Origin of the sequence: Streptomyces sp. M92, assembly GCF_028473745.1 — a bacterium.
Taxonomy (GTDB): Bacteria; Actinomycetota; Actinomycetes; order Streptomycetales; family Streptomycetaceae; genus Streptomyces.
This window is the reverse complement of sequence record NZ_CP101137.1, coordinates 4,184,205-4,201,817: the sequence shown is the minus strand read 5'-3', so window position 1 is coordinate 4,201,817 and position 17,613 is coordinate 4,184,205. Positions and strand designations below refer to the sequence as shown.

Below are 17,613 nucleotides of genomic sequence, written 5' to 3'. Positions count from 1 at the left end.
CCGGACGCTCGGGCCGGTCAGGGCACCGTGCGCGAGACGACGTACACCATCGGATAGTCCGGGTTCTTCATGTTCACCATGACGTCCTGGGTGGGCGCCGGGTTCGGTTGCTCGTTCACCAGGCCCCACCACGGGCCGGACCGGCCGAAGTCCCAGCCGGTGACCCGCTGGGCGCGGTCGCTGATGGCGATCTTGTCCTTCTTCAGCGTGTCCCGGTCGACGCCGAGTCCCGCCAGGAAGGCGTCGAGACCGGCCTCGCTCGTCTCGAACTGGACGTAGAGGCGGCTGGTCTTCCAGTTGTTCGTCTCGTAGTACGCCATCTTCTTGGCCGGCAGCGGGACGGGCACCTCGTAGATGCGACGCTGCAGCTTGGAAGGCCAGCCACGGGTCATGCCGGTCGCCGCGTACTTCGCCTCCTTCTCCCTGCCGCTGTCGCGGCTCTGGTTGGCGGAGATCACGAGGTAGCCCGCCGGGATGCCGATGAGCAGCACGATGATGAGCAGGGTGAGCGACCGGCGGCGGATCATGTGCCGGCGGTCCTCACCCCCTGGCGCGGGCTCGTCCGGGGGTCCGGCCTGGTGGGGCAGGGAGCCCGTCACAGCGACTCCCGGGCCGTGCGGCGGGCCTCCGCATACCGCTCGTAGCGCTCGTAGCGCTCCACCCGGCGCCGTTTGGCGCGGCGGAACCGGCGGGCGACCAGCCGGGCCAGGTCGGCGGCGCCCACCATGCCCGCCTCGGGTCCGAGCTGGGCGCGGACGATGTGCGCCTCGGGGCGGTAGCCGCGGCCGGTGAGCTGGCGCTTGAAGGCGTCGCGGGCGGGCCCGATCAGCAGGTCGTCGGCGGCGCTGACCCCGCCGCCGACGACGAAGCAGGACGGGTCGAGGGCTGCGGCGAGGTTCGCGATGCCGACGCCGAGCCACTGTCCGATGTCCTGGAGCAGTTCGACGCACATGGCGTCGCCCTCGCGGGCCAGGTCGGTGATCAGCGGGCCGGTGATGTCGCCGATGCTGCCCTTGACGTGCTCGATGATCCCGTACGCCACCGGCGAGTCGGCGGCGGCCAGCTCGCGGGCCTCCCTGACCAGGGCGTTGCCGGAGCTGTACTGCTCCCAGCAGCCGCGGTTGCCGCACGGGCAGCGGTGGCCGCCGGGGACGACCTGCATGTGGCCGAACTCTCCGGCGACGCCGTACTTGCCGCGTTTGACCTGGCCGTCCTCGAGGATCGCGCCGCCGATGCCGGTGCCGAGCGTGATCATGACGAGGTGGTCCTCGCCGCGCCCGGCGCCGAAGCGCCACTCGGCCCAGGCGGCGGTGTTGGCGTCGTTGTCCACCAGGACGGGGACGGCGAGGCGGCCGGCGATGCGGTCGCGCAGCGGTTCGTTGCGCCAGGACAGGTGGGGGGCGAACAGGACGCGGTTGCGGTCGGCGTCGACCCAGCCGGCCGCGCCGATGCCGACGGCGTGCACGTCGTGCCGGTCGGAGAGGTCCAGGACCAGTTCGACGATGGTGTCCTCGACGACCTTCGGGCTCTTGGACTTGTCCGGGGTCTCCGTGCGGAGCTTCTCCAGGATGTTGCCGTCGGCGTCCACGACGCCCGCCATGACCTTCGTGCCGCCGATGTCGATGCCGACCGTCGGCACGCGGGGTGCCGTCAGGTGCGAGCGGCGTTCCCTGGTGCCCACGGTGCGCAGGACCGGGGCGCGGCGGGAGCCGATGGGGGCGGTGAAGTCGCGGTAGGTGCTCATCGGGTGCGATTGTGCCGCACGGCTGTGCCGGGTGCCGAATGGGACAGGGGGTGGCGTGATCGGTTCGTTGCCGGGTGCGGGTGCGTCGTGGTCACTCGCGCCGTTCCCCGCGCCCCTGGGTCCGCTGGAGCTCGTGGCGTAGATCGTCCAGCTCCGTTCCGCCTGCCATCTGCGTCGTCAGCTCGTCCAGGGTGATGCCTTCACGCGTATACGCGCCCACCATCGTTCCGCGCTTCAGCAGCACGAACCGGTCCCCCACCAGGTACGCGTGGTGCGGGTTGTGGGTGATCAGCACGACACCCAGGCCCTGGTCGCGTGCCGCCGCCACGTACTTGAGGACCACTCCCGACTGCTTCACGCCCAGCGCGGCCGTCGGTTCGTCGAGGACGAGCACCTTCGCGCCGAAGTGCACCGCGCGGGCGATCGCCACGCACTGGCGCTCGCCGCCGGAGAGGGTGCCGATGGGCTGGTCCACGTCGCGCAGGTCGATGCCCATGCGCAGGAGTTCCGCGCGGGTGGTGCGGCGCATGTGGTCGACGTCCATGCGCTTGAAGGGCGCCACGCCCTTGCGCGGCTCGGAGCCGAGGAAGAAGTTGCGCCAGACCGGCATGAGCGGGACGACGGCCAGGTCCTGGTAGACGGTGGCGATGCCGCGGTCCAGTGCCTCACGCGGGGAGGAGAGGCGGGTCTCCTCGCCGTCGAGGGCGAGCGTGCCGCCGTCGTGCTGGTGCAGACCGGCGATGATCTTGATGAGCGTCGACTTGCCGGCGCCGTTGTCGCCCAGCACGCAGGTGATCTCACCGGCGTGGACCTCCAGGGACACCCCTTCGAGGGCGCGGACGTTGCCGTAGCTCTTGCTGACGCCGGACAGCTCGACGAGCGCCGCGCGGGTATCGGTCTGCGTCACTTGGTGGCCTCCGCGCGCTTGCGGACCCAGGCGTTGAGCAGGGTCGCGAGGAGCAGCATCGCTCCGAGGAAGAACTTGAACCAGTCGGGGTTCCACTCGGCGAAGACGATGCCCTTGCTGGTCATGCCGAAGATGAGCGCGCCGACCGCCGAGCCGACCGCGCTGCCGTAGCCGCCGGTGATCAGGCAGCCGCCGATGACGGCCGCGATGATGTAGATCAGCTCGTTGCCCACGCCCTCGCCGGACTGGACGACGTCGTAGGAGAACAGCAGGTGCTGGCCCGCGATCCAGGCGCCGAGGCCGACGCCCATGTAGAGGCCGATCTTGGTCTTGGCGACCGGGACGCCCACCGCGCGGGCGGCGTCCTTGTTGCCGCCGACCGCGAAGATCCAGTTGCCGGCACGGGTGCGCAGCAGGATCCAGCTGGCGACGGCGACCAGGGCCAGCCACCACAGGATGGTGACCTTGAAGCCCACGCCGCCGACGGTGATCGTGGAGGCAAAGACCTCGCGGGCGGAGTCGAAGCCCTCCATGTCGGCGATCGTCTTGGTGGAGACGGTGCCGTCGATGAGCTTGGTGAAGCCCAGGTTCATGCCGGTCAACATGAGGAAGGTGCCCAGCGTGATGATGAAGCTGGGCAGTTTCGTACGGGTGAGCATGAAGCCGTTGAAGGCGCCGATCGCCAGGGTGACCAGCAGGGAGACGCCGACGCCGACCCAGACGTTGGCGGTCATCTGGTAGCTGAACATCGAGGACACCAGGGCCGAGGAGGTGACCATGACGCCCGCGGACAGGTCGAACTCGCCGCCGATCATCAGCAGCGCCACCGGCACGGCCATGATGCCGATCGTCGAGGCGGCGTAGAGGACCGTGCTGAGGCTGGTGGCGCGCAGGAAGCTGTCGGCGAAGAAGGCGAAGAAGACGAAGACCGCGATCGCGCCGACGACGGAGCCCAGCTCGGGGCGGCCCAGGAGCTTCCGCAGCGGAGAGGCGTGCAGAATCCTTTCGTCAGTGTCGGCTTCCTTGACCTGCGCGGCGCTCATCGGGTGCCCCGCCTGGTGTAGTCGGCCAGCTCGGCGGCGTCGTCCTTGGTGATGATCTGCGGCCCGGTGAGCACCGGCCGGCCGCCGCCGAGGACGTCGGCGTTGTACTTGTACAGCCACAGCAGGTCGACCGCCTCGTAGCCCTGGAGGTAGGGCTGCTGGTCGACGGCGAAGCCGAGGGAGCCGTCCTCCAGCCCGGCGGCCACCTTCGCGTTGAGGTCGAAGGTGTCGATCTCGGCCTCGCTGCCGGCGCTCTGCTTGGCCTTCACGGCGGTGGCGGCGTACGGCGCGCCGAGGGTGACGACGGCGTCGAGGGACTTGTCGGTCTGGAGCTTGGCCTCGATGGCGGACTGCACGTCCGGCATGCTCGTGCCGTTGACGTAGAGCCGCTGGACCGTGCCGTCGAAGGTCTTCTCCAGTCCGTCGCAGCGCTGCTCGTGGCCGACGTTGCCCTGCTCGTGCAGGACGCAGACCGCCTTCTCGCGTCCCCGCTCGTTCAACTCCTCGCCAACCGCCTCACCGGCGATGGTCTCGTCCTGGCCGACGTGGGTGAGGGCGCCGAACTCCTTGGACTCGGCCGAGCCGGAGTTCACGGTGATCACCGGGATGCCCGCCTTGTGCGCGCGGTCCAGGGCGGACTTCATCGCGGCGGGCTTGGCGAGGGTGACGATGATCCCGTCGACCTTCTTGTCGATGGCCGCGTTCACGAGCTGCGCCTGCTGCTGCGCCTCGTCGTCGTGGGAGTACAGGAAGTTGATGTTGTCCTTCACGGCGGCCTGCTCGGCGCCGCTCTGGACGATGTCCCAGAAGGTGTCGCCGTCACCCGAGTGGGTGATCATGGCGAAGGTCCAGCGGGGCGTGTTCACCGCGGCCTTCCCCTGGGCCGACGCGGCCTTGCGGGCGTCCTCGGCGCGCTTGCCTCCCGTGCTGCTGCAGCCGGCCAGGGACAGCGACAGTGCCCCTGCCAGCGCGATGCCCACCCATGTCCGAAACCGTGCCACGAGGCCGTGCCCTTCTTGCTGTGCCGTGCTGTGCGTGCCGGGTTCCGCGGGCGCCCCGACCGGGCTCCGGAAACCACAAACGCCCCATTGTCCGACATGGCGAACGAACACCGGGCACCGGGGAGCGGACGTCGGTCACATTGTCCGGACATTGCGACGAACTCGCACGGCGAGCCGCGGGGCATCGGCGCGCGCCACCGGGCTCCCGGACGGCGCAGGTCAGGAGCGTACGAGCAGCTGGAACTCGAAGGAGTAGCGGGACGGCCGGTAGGTGTGGGTGCCGAACTCGACCGCGCGCCCCGTGTCGTCGAACGTGGTGCGTTCCATGGTCAGCAGCGGGGCACCCTCGTGCTCACCGAGCCGCTCGGCCTCGTCCGCGGTCGCGGCGCGGGCGCCGATGGACTGGCGGGCGCTGTGCAGGGTGATGCCGGCGGCCCGCATCAGCCGGTACAGGCCGGTGGCCTCCAGCTGCCCGGTGTCCAGGTCGACGAGGCCGGGCGGCAGGTGGTTGCACAGGTACGCCATCGGCTCCCCGTGCGCCAGCCGCAGCCGCTCGACGCGGTGCACGTCACTCTCCTCGGCGACGCCGAGCGCGGCGGCGACCTCGGCGGTCGCGGGGACGACCGTGTTGACCAGGACTTTCGTGGCCGGACGCTGCCCCGCCGCCTCCAGGTCGTCGTAGAGGCTGCTCAGTTCCAGCGGACGCTTGACCTTGCTGTGCACCACCTGGGTGCCGACGCCGCGGCGGCGCACCAGCAGGCCCTTGTCGACCAGCGACTGGATGGCCTGGCGGACCGTGGGCCGGGACAGGCCGAGCCGCGCGGCGAGCTCGATCTCGTTGCCCAGCAGGCTGCCGGGGGTCAGCTCACCGTGCTCGATCGCCGCCTCGAGCTGCTGCGACAGCTGGAAGTACAGCGGCACGGGGCTGCTGCGGTCCACGCTGAGGTCCAGCGACACGGTCGGGTCCACTTCTGGTTTCGGCACGGGCCCGAGCGTAGCTCCGTGCGCTGATGACGGGAAGTTGTGTAGTTCGATTGTCCGGACATACGCATTGACAGGGTGCGGGCTGTGAGCCCACTTTGATTCCATGCGCATCGGGGTCATCGGTACGGGCCGCATCGGCACCGTTCACGCCAACACGCTCAGCCGCCACCGGGACGTCGGGTCCCTGATCCTCACCGACGCCGACCTGGCGCGGGCCCAGGATCTGGCCCACCGGCTCGGCGAGACGGCGGCGCCCGGGGTGGACGAGATCTTCCGGTGGGGCGTGGACGCCGTGGTGATCACGACGGCGACGCCGGCCCACGCGGAGTTGATCGGCCGGGCGGCACGCTCGGGACTGCCCGTGTTCTGCGAGAAGCCCATCGCGCTCGACGTGCCGGGCACGCTCCAGGCGATCGCGGAGGTGGAGGCCGCCGGGACGATTCTGCAGATGGGCTTCCAGCGCCGGTTCGACGCCGGTTACACGGGCGCGCGGGAGGCGGTGCGGTCCGGGCGGCTCGGCCGGCTGCACACCGTCCGGGCGGTGACCAGCGACCAGGCGCCGCCGCCGGCCGCGTACCTGCCGCAGTCGGGCGGGCTCTACCGTGACACGCTCATCCACGACTTCGACGTGCTGCGCTGGGTGACCGGGCGGGAGGTCGTCGACGTGTACGCCGGCGGGTCCGACGCCGGTCCGCCGATGTTCCGGGCGGCCGACGACGTGGACACCGGTGCGGCGCTGCTGACGCTGGACGACGGCACGCTCGCCACGGTGACCGCGACGCGGTTGAACGGCGCGGGGTACGACGTGCGCATGGAGCTGGCCGGTGAGCTGGACCAGATCGTCGTCGGGCTGGACGACCGTACGCCGATCGCCTCGACGGAGCCGACCGGGCCGCCGGCCGCGGACAAGCCGTGGACCGGTTTCGTGGAGCGGTTCGGACCCGCCTACGAGGCGGAGCTGGCCGCGTTCGTGGAGGTGGTGCGCGGGGAGCGGGTCAACCCGTGCGACGGGCGCGAGGCGCTGCGGGCGCTGCTCATCGCCGAGGCCTGCGACGTCTCCCGGCGCGAGCGTCGGCCGGTGCGGCCGGCGGAGGTCGAGGCGGCCGCGTCCTCCGTGCCGGGGTGAGCGGCCCGTACGTCCTCCGGGGCCCGGTTCAGTGCCCGTCGTCGTCCGCGCCGTAGCCGTCGTATTCGTCCAGGAGTCCCGCGTCGTACGTCAGCAGCGCGATCTGCACCCGGTTGCCGAGGTCGAGCTTGGCGAGGATGCGGGAGACGTGGGTCTTGACGGTGGCCACGCTCATGTAGAGCTCCGCCGCGATGGCGGCGTTGGCCAGGCCCCGGCCGACCGCGACGGCGACCTCGCGTTCGCGGTCGTTGAGGGCGTCGAGGCGCTGACGCGCGCGTGTGCGTCTGGTGTCGGCGGAGCCGCCCGCGGCGTGCTCCATCAGCCGCCGGGTCACCGCGGGCGAGAGGACCGGGTCGCCGGCCGCGACCTTGCGCACCGCGTCGAGGATCTCCGCGGGCGGGGTGTCCTTCAGGACGAAGCCGGCGGCGCCGGCGCGCAGGGCCCGCAGCACCTGCTCGTCCGCGTGGAAGGTGGTGAGGACGACGACCTGCGGGGCGTCCGGGCGGTCCCGCAGCCGCTCGGTGGCCGTGAGGCCGTCCACTCCCGGCATGCGGATGTCCATGAGGACGACGTCGGGGCTGGTGCGGTCGACCAGCTCCGCGACCTGGTCGCCGTCGGCCGCCTCGCCGACGATCTCCACGTCCTCGGCGCCGCCCAGCATGAAGGAGAGCCCGGCCCGCACCAGCGGGTCGTCGTCGACGAGGAGCAGTCTGATCGCAGTCATGGCGCCCACGTAATCATGGTTGCCGGTGGCCGACTTGATCCTGTGGACGACTCGGCCCCTGTGGACAACCCCCCTCCGCCCCCGGTCGCCCGGCTCATCCCCACGGCAGCCGCGCCCGCACCTCGAAGCCGCCCTCGGGAGTCGGGCCGTGGTCCAGGGCGCCGCCCGCGAGCGTGGCACGCTCGGTGAGCCCGATCAGTCCTTGCCCGGAGCCGGGTACATGGGGCACGTCCCCTTCGGGCGGGGTGTTGCGCACGCTGAGCGCCAGGCCGTCCCCCGGTGCTCCGGCGACCGAGACGGTGACCTCCGTGCCGGGCGCGTGCTTGCGCGCGTTGGTCAGGGCCTCCTGGGCGATGCGGTAGGCGGTGCGGCCGACGGAGGCCGGGACGGCGGCGGGGTCGGGAACGCCGCTCGCGAGGGTGACCTTCATGCCGGCCCGGCGGCACTCGGCGACCAGCGCGTCGAGTGCGCCGAGCGTCGGCTGGGGGCGGCCCGCGTCGTCGGACTCCCCCGCGCGCAGCACGCCGATGATCTCCCGCAGGTCCTGGAGGGCCTCGTGCGCGCTCTCCCGGATGACACCGGCGGCCCGCGCCACCTCCTCGCGGGACGCGTCGGGCCGGAACTCCAGGGCGCCCGCGTGCACGCTGAGCAGGGTCAGCCGGTGCGCGAGCACGTCGTGCATCTCCCGCGCGATGGCCTCCCGGGCCAGTCGCTGTGCCTGTTCGGCCCGCAGCCCGGCCTCCGCCTCGGCATGCCGGGCGCGGTCGCGCAGGCTGAGCAGAAGCTGGCGCTTGGAGCGGACGAGCAGGCCCCAGCCGAGGACCGTGACGGCGAGCAGGGTGGCGATGAGGAGCGATGCCAGATAGGGCAGCTCCGGTTCCGGGCGCATCCAGTAGTACAGGGGTGCCAGGGCGAGGCTCGCGCCGCCGATCCAGGCCACGTACCGGAAGGGACGGTGCACGGCGAGCGTGAAGAGGGAGGCGAGGACGGCGCCGCCCGCGGTCGCCGAGACCAGCGAGACGGGCAGCATCGCCACCGCCAGCCCCACCGGCCACCTGCGGCGGAGCCAGACGGCGGCGCAGGCCAGGGCACCGATCACCTGGTCGGCGACGGCCATGGCGGGCGACAGGTTCGGCTCCTCGTCGAGCACGTCGGCGGCGAGCAGTCCGATGGTGACCGCCAGCAGGAAGCAGGCGAAGTCGACGACCCAGTCGCGCGCGGTGCGCCGGGGTCTGCCGCCGGGGCGCCGCGATTCCGGGTACAGGTCCTCGACCAGCGCCGCCGGCAGCACCCAGCGCCGCTTGGCGAACGCCGGGGGTGCCGTGGCCTGCTTGTCAGTGTTCACAGTCGACAAATCTATGCAGAGGCCGAGGCCTGGACGGCCGCGCTGAGGGGATCGCCGACCAAAGTCGCGGAACCGGCGACTTTCGACGCGCCTCGGCGGGCAGGACGCCACCTTCCGGCGGGCAGGACTCGCCCCGCGGCCGATGTGTGTGGGGGGACCGCGGGGCGAGGGTCGGGGTATGAAGGAATTGCTGGAGTTTCTGGGTCTGATGGCCGTGATCCAGGGTGTGGCGGGCCTGGTGCACGAGTTCACCGACTGGAACTGGGGCCTGGTGCAGCGGATCGGCTTCCTCGACGGCTACGAGGTGTACGCGAGCATCGCGCTGCTCGCGTTCGGCGGTGCGCTGTTCGCCGCCGCCGAGCGCCACAGATCCGGGTGAGCCGTACCCCCGGACCGGCGGTGGTCGCCGCCCTCAGCAGCCGTGGTCGACGAGGTCGAACGAGGCGTAGTGGTCGGCCGTGTAGTAGTCCTCCTGGTAGTCCTCACCGGTGACGATGCGGCGGGCGCCCCGCGTGTCCGAGCCCGGCGTGATCACGGTGTACTCGTGGTAGTAGCCGGTGGACCGGCTGGGCAGGATGCCCTCCCGGTTCTGGAAGACGGTGCCGTCCTGGTCGAACGGGTAGGGGCCGCCCTGCTCGATCAGGTCGAGCGTGTCGTGGGCCTGGGAGGGCAGGGCGCTGTAGCAGATGTCGCCGACCGCGGCGGGGGCGGCGCCGGCCGTGGTCGCGGAGACGGTGCCGCCGGCGAAGAGGGCGGACAGGACTGCGGCTGCTGCGCCGAACCGAGCGACGCGTGGGGGGAATCGCATGCCCTCATGATGACGCGCGTAGACAGTGGCATGTCAATGACAAGACAGTGGAGTTTCCCGGGATGTCATATGTGTTTTCGGGGTGTTCACACGTGAGTGGCGTCCGCCCACCAGGTCGGTGTCCGTTCGCCGCCAGCGTCCGGCGGGCCGGGCCGGTGGGATGGAGCCATGAACACGAGCGCGAGCAAGATGACGAACACGAACCCTTCCACCCACGTGCCGGCCCCCCTGGCCGGCCGTACCGCCCTGGTGACCGGCGGCAGTCGCGGCATCGGCGCGGCGACCGCGCTGCGACTGGCGCGGGAGGGCGCCGACGTGGCCCTGACCTATGTGAACCGCAAGGACGCTGCCGAGGACGTCGTCCGGGCCGTCGAGGCGCTGGGCCGCCGGGCGGTGGCGCTGCGCGCGGACAGCGCCGACGCGGAGGAGGCGGCGGAGGCGGTGGAGCGTGCCGCCGACGCGCTGGGCCGGCTCGACGTACTGGTCAACAACGCGGGCGTCGGGATGCTCGGTCCCGTGGAGGGCTTCACGGTCGCCGATGTGGACCGGGTGCTGGCGGTCAACGTGCGGGGCGTCTTCCTCACCGCGCGGGCGGCGGCCGCCCGCATGACGGAGGGCGGGCGGATCGTCACCGTCGGCAGTTGCATGGCCCTGCGGGTGCCGGGTCCCGGCGGGACGCTGTACGCGATGAGCAAGGCGGCACTGGTCGGGCTGACCAAGGCGCTCGCCCGGGAACTGGGCGGGCGCGGCATCACCGCGAACATCGTCCATCCCGGGCCGGTCGACACCGACATGAACCCGGCGGACGGCCCGTACGCCGAGGCGCAGGCGGCGCTGACCGCGCTGGGCCGCTTCGGCAGGGCCGAGGAGGTGGCGGCGACCGTCGCCCACCTGGCGTCGGCCGCGTACGTCACCGGGGCGGAGTTCGCGGTGGACGGCGGCCACGCCGCCTAGGCCTGTCCGGCGGATCAGGTCGCGGGGAGCTGACGGCACCTGATCAGTGCGGGTGAGCGGAGGTCACGGGGGCTCCTCCCACGCATGGGGTCCCCCGCTCGAGCAGAGTCGAGAGCGGGGAGCAGTCGAGCGTGGGGAGGTCGGCGACCGACGACAACACAGCGGTCGCCAGAGGCCCTCGCGACAGTCACCCGGCCCCAGGCCGACCCCGCGAACCGTCAGCGCGGTCAGCCACCCCCAGGCCCCGCCGGGCCGGCGGCGTTCGTCGTGCGGGCATGCGCGTGGGGCGCGCCGGTGCTGTCCAGGCCGGGCGCGCCCCACGGGTTCAGGGGGTGGGTCAGCCGCCCAGCTCCTGGTGGCGGGCGGCGAGGTGGGCCGCGCCCTCCTCGGTCAGGGAGCCGAAGAGGCGCAGGCGGGAGATGCCGCCGTCGGGGTAGATGTCCACGCGCGCGTGGGTGCCGACGGCCGCCTCGGGCAGGACGAAGCGGTGGTTGGTGTCGGGCTGCATGCGGGTGCGCGGCAGGACCTCGCGCCACTCGCCGGACTCGCCGTCCTTCACGGACACCGAGGCCCAGCCGGCCGAGTTGCCCTTCAGGTACGCCGTGTCGATCTCGATCGCGCGGATCTGGACGCGGTCCACCAGCCGGTAGCTGATCCAGTCGTTGCCCTGGTCGCGGCGGCGGCGGGTCTCCCAGCCGTCGTCCATCTTGCGGGAGCGGCCCGGCTGGATGGTGTTGGTGGCCGGCGAGTAGAAGAGGTTGGAGGCGTCCTCGACCTGGCCGCCGTTCTCCAGGGCGACGACGTCGAAGGTGCCGAGGGCGGCGAGCCACGCCGGGTCGGGCACGACCTCGCCGTGGACGCGCAGGCGGGCGATGCCGCCGTCGGGGTGCTGCTTGAGGCGCAGGTGGGTGAAGCGCTGCTCGGCCGAGACGGCGAAGCCGTTGGCCGCGTGGCCGCCGACCGCGGTGCGCGGGACGAGGGTCGTCCACTTCACGTCGTCCGCGAGCAGTTCCTCGGGCGACGGGGAGCCGGCGACCGAGGTGCCCTCGACGGAGACGGCCTGCGGGTAGTTGCCGCGGAAGTGGGCGGTGTCGACGACGATGCCGCGGATGACTCCGGGGGCGCCGAGGCGGATCAGCGCCCAGTCGTGGTCGTCCTCGGTGGGCCAGGGGTGCTCGGCCGAGACACCGCGACGGCGGCGGGTCTCCCAGCCGTCCATGACCTTGCCCTTGTGCCCGAAGTGCTCGGGGTCGAACTCGGCGCGCTCGGGCACCAGCAGGTTCTCGCGCTGGGCGAAGAACTCGTCGTTGGCGGCGACGACACCCGCGCCGAGCTGCCGGTCGGCAAGGTTGGCGTACTGGGTGAAGGGGAGGTCGGCGGTGCGGTAGTCCGCGTACGGGTCGCCGCCTCCGTAGGGGTTCGCGTCTCCGGTGAAGCTGGCCAACGAGGTGTTCTGCTGGGCCGTCACGGTGATCAGGTGTTCCTCTCGGGGTCGTTCGATGTGTGAGTCGGGGCAGGTCCGGACGTGTGTCAGGGGGTCCGGGTGAGGAGCTGTCCCTTCGGGTCGGTGAACGCGCCGTCCGCCACGATGCGCGCTCCGCGCAGCCAGGTGGACTTCACGACGCCGTACAGGGTCTTGCCCGCGTAGGCGGTGACGCGGTTGCGGTGCTGGAGGGCGGCCGGGTCGACGGTGAAGGTCTCGTCGGGAGCGAGGACGGCGAAGTCGGCGTCGTGGCCGGCGGCGATGGCGCCCTTGCGCCCGTCGAGGCCGACCTGGCGGGCCGTGTTCACGGACATCCAGCGCACGACGTCCTCCAGGCCGAGGCCGCGCTCGCGGGCCTTGGTCCACATCGCCGGCAGGCTGAGCTGGAGGCCGGCGATGCCGCCCCAGGCGGTGGCGAAGTCGTCGGTCTTCAGGTCGGCGGTGGACGGCGAGTGGTCGGTGACCACGCAGTCGATGGTGCCGTCGACGAGCGCCTGCCACAGCAGGTCCTGGTTGGCGGCCTCGCGGATGGGCGGGCAGCACTTGAACTCGCTGGCGCCGTCCGGCACTTCCTCCGCGGTGAGGGTGAGGTAGTGCGGGCAGGTCTCGACCGTCACCTGTACGCCGTCGGCGCGGGCCTCGGCTATCAGCGGCAGGGCGTCGCTGGAGGAGAGGTGCAGGATGTGCACGCGTGCGTTGAACCGCTTGGCCTGCGCGAGCAGGGTCGCGATCGCGGTGTCCTCGGCGTCGCGCGGGCGGCTGGCGAGGAAGTGGGAGTACTTGGGGCCGCCCTGCTGCGGGGCCGCGGCCAGGTGGTGCGGGTCCTCGGCGTGCACGATCAGCAGGCCGTCGAAGGCGGCGATCTCCGCGAGCGACCGGGCGAGCTGCTCCTGGTCGAGGTGCGGGAACTCGTCCACGCCCGACGGGGACAGGAAGGCCTTGAAGCCGAAGACCCCGGCCTCGTGCAGGGGACGCAGGTCCTTGACGTTGTCGGGCAGCGCACCGCCCCAGAAGCCGACGTCGATGTGGGCCTTGTCGGCGGCGACCTCGCGCTTGGTGCGCAGGTTGTCGACCGTGGTGGTCGGCGGGATGGAGTTCAGCGGCATGTCGACGAGGGTGGTGATGCCGCCGGCCGCCGCGGCGCGGGTGGCGGTCCAGAAGCCCTCCCACTCGGTGCGGCCGGGGTCGTTCACGTGCACGTGGGTGTCGACCAGGCCGGGCAGCACGACGTGGTCGCCCACGTCCTCCAGCCGGGCGCCGTCCGGGACGGGGGCGTCGTACGGCAGGACCGCCGTGATCTTCTCTCCGGTCACCGCGATCGACGCGGCGCGTGTCCCCTCGGGGGTGATGACGCGCGTCGAGCGCAGCACCAGTTCAGCTCCGGACACCCGAAACCCCTCTTTCTGCCGCCGAGATTTTCAACGTTCTGTTGAAGTCTCCTGTTGAAGGAGTCTTCATTCCCGCCTCGATGCCGTCAAGAGGCACCCTTTGTGCGGGCATGCCCACAGCTCAACCCTGGACGTTTCCACAAAGCGGAATTAGAATTCCAGCAAGCAGAACGTAGCTACGTACAAGCCGGTAGTCAACCGGCTGCCGGGTACGCTTCTTTCCTCCCGCCAGCCCCGAAAGGAACGTGCCGTGCCGACGTCCAGCGCCAGCACCACCGACTCCGCCAGGTCCGCCACAGGTGGCGTCCAGTCCCTGGAACGCGCCTTCGACCTGCTCGAACGGATGGCGGACGCGGGCGGCGAGGTCGGCCTGAGCGAGCTCTCCGCGAGCAGCGGACTGCCGCTGCCGACCATCCACCGCCTGATGCGCACCCTCGTGGCCTGCGGCTACGTACGCCAGCAGCCCAACCGCCGGTACGCGCTCGGCCCGCGCCTGATCCGGCTCGGCGAGTCGGCCTCCCGGCTGCTGGGCACCTGGGCCCGCCCGCACCTGGCCCGCCTGGTCGAGGAGACCGGCGAGACGGCGAACATGGCGCTGCTCGACGGCGACGAGATCGTGTACGTCGCGCAGGTGCCGTCCAAGCACTCGATGCGCATGTTCACCGAGGTCGGCCGGCGCGTCCTGCCGCACTCCACGGGCGTGGGCAAGGCGCTGCTCGCGGACTTCCCGGCGGACGAGGTGCGGGCCCTGCTCGGCCGCACCGGCATGCCGGCCGCGACCGAGAAGACGATCACCACTCCGGACGGCTTCATCGCCGCGCTGGAGGAGGTGCGGCGCCAGGGCTACGCGATCGACGACAACGAGCAGGAGATCGGCGTGCGCTGCCTGGCCGTCTCCGTGCCCGACTCCCCCACCGCCGCGGCGATCTCCATCTCCGGTCCGGCCGGCCGGGTCACCGAGGCCGCGACCGACCGGATGGTGCCGCTGCTCCAGCAGGTGGCGGCGGAGCTGTCCGAGGCCCTGCTGACCTCGAACGGCAACGGCAACGGCAACCCGGCGGCGTAGGACCCGCCCGGCACACCCGCCCGGCGCCCGCTCAGCGGCGCGGCGGGTCCGGCGCCCGCTCAGCGGCGCGGCGGGTCGCCGAAGAGGTCCACGGCGTGACGAACCTCCGTCAGCCCCCGCGACAGGGCGCTGACGGAGCCGATCGCGCCCGCGATCAACAGCAGGGAGCGGTGCAGCCGCGGCACCTCCGGCACACCGTGCGCCGACATCGCGGCGAGGTCGGCGAGTTCGTCCTCGGCGATCACCCGGTCCGGGAAGTCGGCGGGCAGCAGGGCGAGCTGGCGGCGCAGCCGCGCCACCGCGGTGCGCAGCGCGACCACCCTCACGTCCTCGTCGCCGACGGTCACCTGCCCCTGCCCCAAGCTCTGCAACACAGCCCTCCCCCTCGCACCCCGTTGTGCGCCCCTACGTGGTGAACGTGCCGAGCGCCCCCTGGCACTGGCCGGGCGCCGGGGACGCGGGCCAGTAAACGCCACCCCTGCCGAACGCGCCACCGCGCGGACCGAAATTCAGCCTCCGCAATCCCCGCCCGTACGCCGGGGTTTGGCGGGCCGTCAGGTATGCAGGAAGCATGACGGAGACCGAAGAGCAGGTGGCGGGGCTGCTGCTCGCCGCCGGAGGCGGGCGGCGGCTCGGCGGACGGCCCAAGGCCCTGCTCGAACACCGCGGACATCCACTCGTCGAACACGCGATCGCCGCGTTGCGCGCCGCCGGATGTGCCCGCGTGCACGTGGTTCTGGGGGCGCGCGCCGACGCCGTACGCGAGCGGGCGGCGCTCGACGGCTGCGTGGTCGTGGAGAACCCGGACTGGGAGCAGGGCATGGGGTCGTCGCTGCGCGCCGGACTCGCCTCCCTCACCGGGACGGGAGCGCGGGCCGCGCTGGTCTCCCTGGTGGACCAGCCCGGCATCGGCGCCGAGGCGATGGCCCGGGTGCGCGGCGGATTCCGGGACGAGACCTCCCTCGTGTCGGCGGCGTACGCGGGCGCGCGCGGCCACCCCGTCCTCCTCGGCGCCGGCCACTGGCCGGGCGTCATGGCGACTGCCACCGGGGACCGGGGGGCACGCGCCTATCTGAGGGAACACGAGGCGCGGATCACGCTCGTCGAATGCGGGGACGTGGCGCGGCCGTACGACATCGACACGGAGCCCGACCTGCGCCACCTTGAGTGAGGGGTGTGGCACTGGGCGCCACTGTCCCTCGACTCAGAGAATCTCGACATCAACAAACCATTGAAGTTCCACGATGAGGAAACTACTATCCACTGACCAGAAGCACTCGACCGCACAGCGAGTGCGTTATACCCCATACGCGCCATCTGGCACCCGGTGCCACCGCTGAAGGAAGTGACAGCTCATGTCCGCACCAGCGCCGTCCACGCTGGCCATCGTCGACGCCGAGCCCCTGCCCCGGCAGGAGGAGGTCCTCACCGATGCGGCGCTCGCCTTCGTGGCCGAGCTGCACCGGCGGTTCACGCCCCGGCGTGACGAGCTCCTCGCCCGCCGAGCGGAGCGCCGCGCCGAGATCGCCCGCACCTCCACGCTCGACTTCCTCCCGGAGACCGCCGCGATCCGCGCGGACGACTCCTGGAAGGTGGCCCCCGCTCCGGACGCGCTCCAGGACCGCCGCGTCGAGATCACCGGCCCCACGGACCGCAAGATGACCATCAACGCCCTCAACTCGGGCGCGAAGGTCTGGCTCGCGGACTTCGAGGACGCCTCCGCCCCGACCTGGGAGAACGTCGTCCTCGGCCAGCTCAACCTGGCCTCCGCCTACACCCGCACCATCGACTTCACGGACGAGCGCACCGGCAAGTCGTACGCCCTGCGCCCGGCCGAGGAACTGGCGACGGTCGTCATGCGCCCCCGCGGCTGGCACCTCGACGAGCGCCACCTCCAGGTCGACGGCCGCCCGGTCCCCGGCGCCCTGGTCGACTTCGGCCTCTACTTCTTCCACAACGCCCAGCGCCTGCTGGACCTCGGCAAGGGCCCGTACTTCTACCTGCCCAAGACGGAGTCGCACCTGGAGGCCCGCCTCTGGAACGAGGTCTTCGTCTTCGCGCAGGACTACGTCGGCATCCCGCAGGGCACCGTCCGCGCCACCGTCCTGATCGAGACGATCACGGCCGCGTACGAGATGGAGGAGATCCTCTACGAGCTGCGCGACCACGCCTCCGGCCTGAACGCGGGCCGCTGGGACTACCTCTTCTCCATCGTCAAGAACTTCCGTGACGGCGGCGAGAAGTTCGTCCTTCCGGACCGCAACGCGGTGACGATGACCGCCCCGTTCATGCGCGCGTACACCGAACTCCTCGTCCGCACCTGCCACAAGCGCGGCGCGCACGCCATCGGCGGCATGGCGGCGTTCATCCCGTCCCGCCGGGACGCCGAGGTCAACAAGGTTGCCTTCGAGAAGGTCCGCGCCGACAAGGACCGCGAGGCCGGCGACGGCTTCGACGGCTCGTGGGTGGCCCACCCCGACCTGGTGCCGATCGCCATGGAGTCCTTCGACAAGGTCCTCGGCGACAAGCCGAACCAGAAGGACCGCCTGCGTGAGGACGTCGACGTCAAGGCCGCCGACCTGATCGCCATCGACTCCCTCGACGCCAAGCCGACGTACGCGGGTCTGGTCAACGCCGTGCAGGTCGGTATCCGCTACATCGAGGCCTGGTTGCGGGGCCTCGGCGCCGTCGCCATCTTCAACCTGATGGAGGACGCGGCCACCGCCGAGATCTCCCGCTCGCAGATCTGGCAGTGGATCAACGCGGGCGTCGTCCTCGACAACGGCGAGCCGGTCACCGCCGAGCTGGCCCGCAAGGTCGCCGCCGAGGAACTGGCGGGCATCCGCGCCGAGATCGGCGACGTAGCCTTCGCGGCCGGCAACTGGCAGCAGGCCCACGACCTGCTGCTGACCGTCTCGCTCGACGAGGACTACGCCGACTTCCTGACGCTGCCGGCGTACGAGCAGCTGAAGGGCTGACGCGCCCGATCACCGCATGCCCGCGCCCCCGGTACCGCACAGCACCGGGGGCGCGGTCGTGC

Annotated in this window: 18 protein-coding genes; 6 read left to right on the top strand and 12 right to left on the bottom strand. The window is 71.8% G+C overall.

Going from position 1 to position 17,613, the window contains the following annotated elements:
* Nucleotides 1-17: 17 nt before the first annotated feature.
* The 6 genes from M6G08_RS19055 to M6G08_RS19030 form a co-directional block, all read right to left on the bottom strand.
* A complete protein-coding gene (locus M6G08_RS19055; RefSeq protein ID WP_272588365.1) occupies nt 18-599 on the bottom strand; it encodes a sugar kinase in 582 nt (193 codons plus the stop codon).
* Nucleotides 596-1,744, bottom strand: a complete 1,149-nt coding sequence (locus tag M6G08_RS19050; RefSeq protein WP_272588364.1) for an ROK family glucokinase — start codon at nt 1,742-1,744, stop codon at nt 596-598. Before M6G08_RS19050 ends, M6G08_RS19055 begins: the two co-directional genes overlap by 4 nt.
* A gap of 91 nt (nt 1,745-1,835) precedes the next feature.
* A complete protein-coding gene (locus tag M6G08_RS19045; protein WP_272588363.1) occupies nt 1,836-2,651 on the bottom strand; it encodes an ATP-binding cassette domain-containing protein in 816 nt (271 codons plus the stop codon).
* On the bottom strand, nt 2,648-3,694 hold the full coding sequence (locus M6G08_RS19040) for an ABC transporter permease (RefSeq protein ID WP_272588362.1): 1,047 nt from the start codon (nt 3,692-3,694) through the stop codon (nt 2,648-2,650). Before M6G08_RS19040 ends, M6G08_RS19045 begins: the two co-directional genes overlap by 4 nt.
* Entirely contained in the window at nt 3,691-4,695 is a 1,005-nt protein-coding gene (locus M6G08_RS19035) for a sugar ABC transporter substrate-binding protein (RefSeq protein WP_272588361.1), read from the bottom strand. Before M6G08_RS19035 ends, M6G08_RS19040 begins: the two co-directional genes overlap by 4 nt.
* A 219-nt stretch (nt 4,696-4,914) precedes the next feature.
* Nucleotides 4,915-5,652, bottom strand: coding sequence for a myo-inositol degradation transcriptional regulator (locus M6G08_RS19030; protein ID WP_217245131.1), 738 nt, complete (start codon nt 5,650-5,652; stop codon nt 4,915-4,917).
* A gap of 130 nt (nt 5,653-5,782) precedes the next feature.
* On the opposite strand from M6G08_RS19030, the gene M6G08_RS19025 reads away from it, so the two are divergent.
* A complete protein-coding gene (locus M6G08_RS19025) occupies nt 5,783-6,805 on the top strand; it encodes a Gfo/Idh/MocA family protein (RefSeq protein WP_272588360.1) in 1,023 nt (340 codons plus the stop codon).
* Between the two features lie 28 nt (nt 6,806-6,833).
* Here the strand turns inward: M6G08_RS19025 and M6G08_RS19020 are convergent, their stop codons facing one another.
* Together M6G08_RS19020 and M6G08_RS19015 are read right to left on the bottom strand one after the other, a co-directional pair.
* Nucleotides 6,834-7,529: a response regulator gene (locus M6G08_RS19020; protein ID WP_272588359.1), complete on the bottom strand. Its 696-nt coding sequence runs from the start codon at nt 7,527-7,529 to the stop codon at nt 6,834-6,836.
* A gap of 94 nt (nt 7,530-7,623) precedes the next feature.
* A complete protein-coding gene (locus M6G08_RS19015) occupies nt 7,624-8,883 on the bottom strand; it encodes a sensor histidine kinase (protein ID WP_272588358.1) in 1,260 nt (419 codons plus the stop codon).
* 169 nt (nt 8,884-9,052) lie between these two features.
* On the opposite strand from M6G08_RS19015, the gene M6G08_RS19010 reads away from it, so the two are divergent.
* Complete coding sequence (locus tag M6G08_RS19010; RefSeq protein WP_272588357.1) at nt 9,053-9,253, top strand: hypothetical protein; 201 nt, start codon at nt 9,053-9,055, stop codon at nt 9,251-9,253.
* Between the two features lie 33 nt (nt 9,254-9,286).
* Here the strand turns inward: M6G08_RS19010 and M6G08_RS19005 are convergent, their stop codons facing one another.
* Complete coding sequence (locus M6G08_RS19005) at nt 9,287-9,682, bottom strand: guanyl-specific ribonuclease (protein ID WP_272588356.1); 396 nt, start codon at nt 9,680-9,682, stop codon at nt 9,287-9,289.
* A 168-nt stretch (nt 9,683-9,850) separates the two neighbouring features.
* Here M6G08_RS19005 and M6G08_RS19000 point away from each other — a divergent pair, with 168 nt between their 5' ends.
* On the top strand, nt 9,851-10,636 hold the full coding sequence (locus M6G08_RS19000) for an SDR family NAD(P)-dependent oxidoreductase (RefSeq protein WP_272588355.1): 786 nt from the start codon (nt 9,851-9,853) through the stop codon (nt 10,634-10,636).
* A 337-nt stretch (nt 10,637-10,973) separates the two neighbouring features.
* Here M6G08_RS19000 and alc read toward each other — a convergent pair whose 3' ends face one another.
* Together alc and allB are read right to left on the bottom strand one after the other, a co-directional pair.
* Nucleotides 10,974-12,104, bottom strand: a complete 1,131-nt coding sequence (gene alc, locus M6G08_RS18995) for an allantoicase (protein ID WP_272588354.1) — start codon at nt 12,102-12,104, stop codon at nt 10,974-10,976.
* A gap of 62 nt (nt 12,105-12,166) precedes the next feature.
* Nucleotides 12,167-13,507, bottom strand: coding sequence for an allantoinase AllB (gene allB / locus M6G08_RS18990; RefSeq protein WP_272588353.1), 1,341 nt, complete (start codon nt 13,505-13,507; stop codon nt 12,167-12,169).
* 250 nt (nt 13,508-13,757) lie between these two features.
* On the opposite strand from allB, the gene allR reads away from it, so the two are divergent.
* A complete protein-coding gene (allR, locus tag M6G08_RS18985; RefSeq protein WP_272588352.1) occupies nt 13,758-14,573 on the top strand; it encodes an allantoin degradation transcriptional regulator AllR in 816 nt (271 codons plus the stop codon).
* A 59-nt stretch (nt 14,574-14,632) separates the two neighbouring features.
* Here allR and M6G08_RS18980 read toward each other — a convergent pair whose 3' ends face one another.
* Nucleotides 14,633-14,947, bottom strand: a complete 315-nt coding sequence (locus tag M6G08_RS18980) for a DUF5955 family protein (protein WP_272588351.1) — start codon at nt 14,945-14,947, stop codon at nt 14,633-14,635.
* 197 nt (nt 14,948-15,144) lie between these two features.
* Here M6G08_RS18980 and M6G08_RS18975 point away from each other — a divergent pair, with 197 nt between their 5' ends.
* Both M6G08_RS18975 and aceB read left to right on the top strand, forming a co-directional pair.
* A complete protein-coding gene (locus M6G08_RS18975) occupies nt 15,145-15,744 on the top strand; it encodes a nucleotidyltransferase family protein (protein ID WP_272588350.1) in 600 nt (199 codons plus the stop codon).
* A 184-nt stretch (nt 15,745-15,928) separates the two neighbouring features.
* Nucleotides 15,929-17,551: a malate synthase A gene (aceB, locus tag M6G08_RS18970; RefSeq protein ID WP_272588349.1), complete on the top strand. Its 1,623-nt coding sequence runs from the start codon at nt 15,929-15,931 to the stop codon at nt 17,549-17,551.
* Nucleotides 17,552-17,613 lie beyond the last annotated feature (62 nt).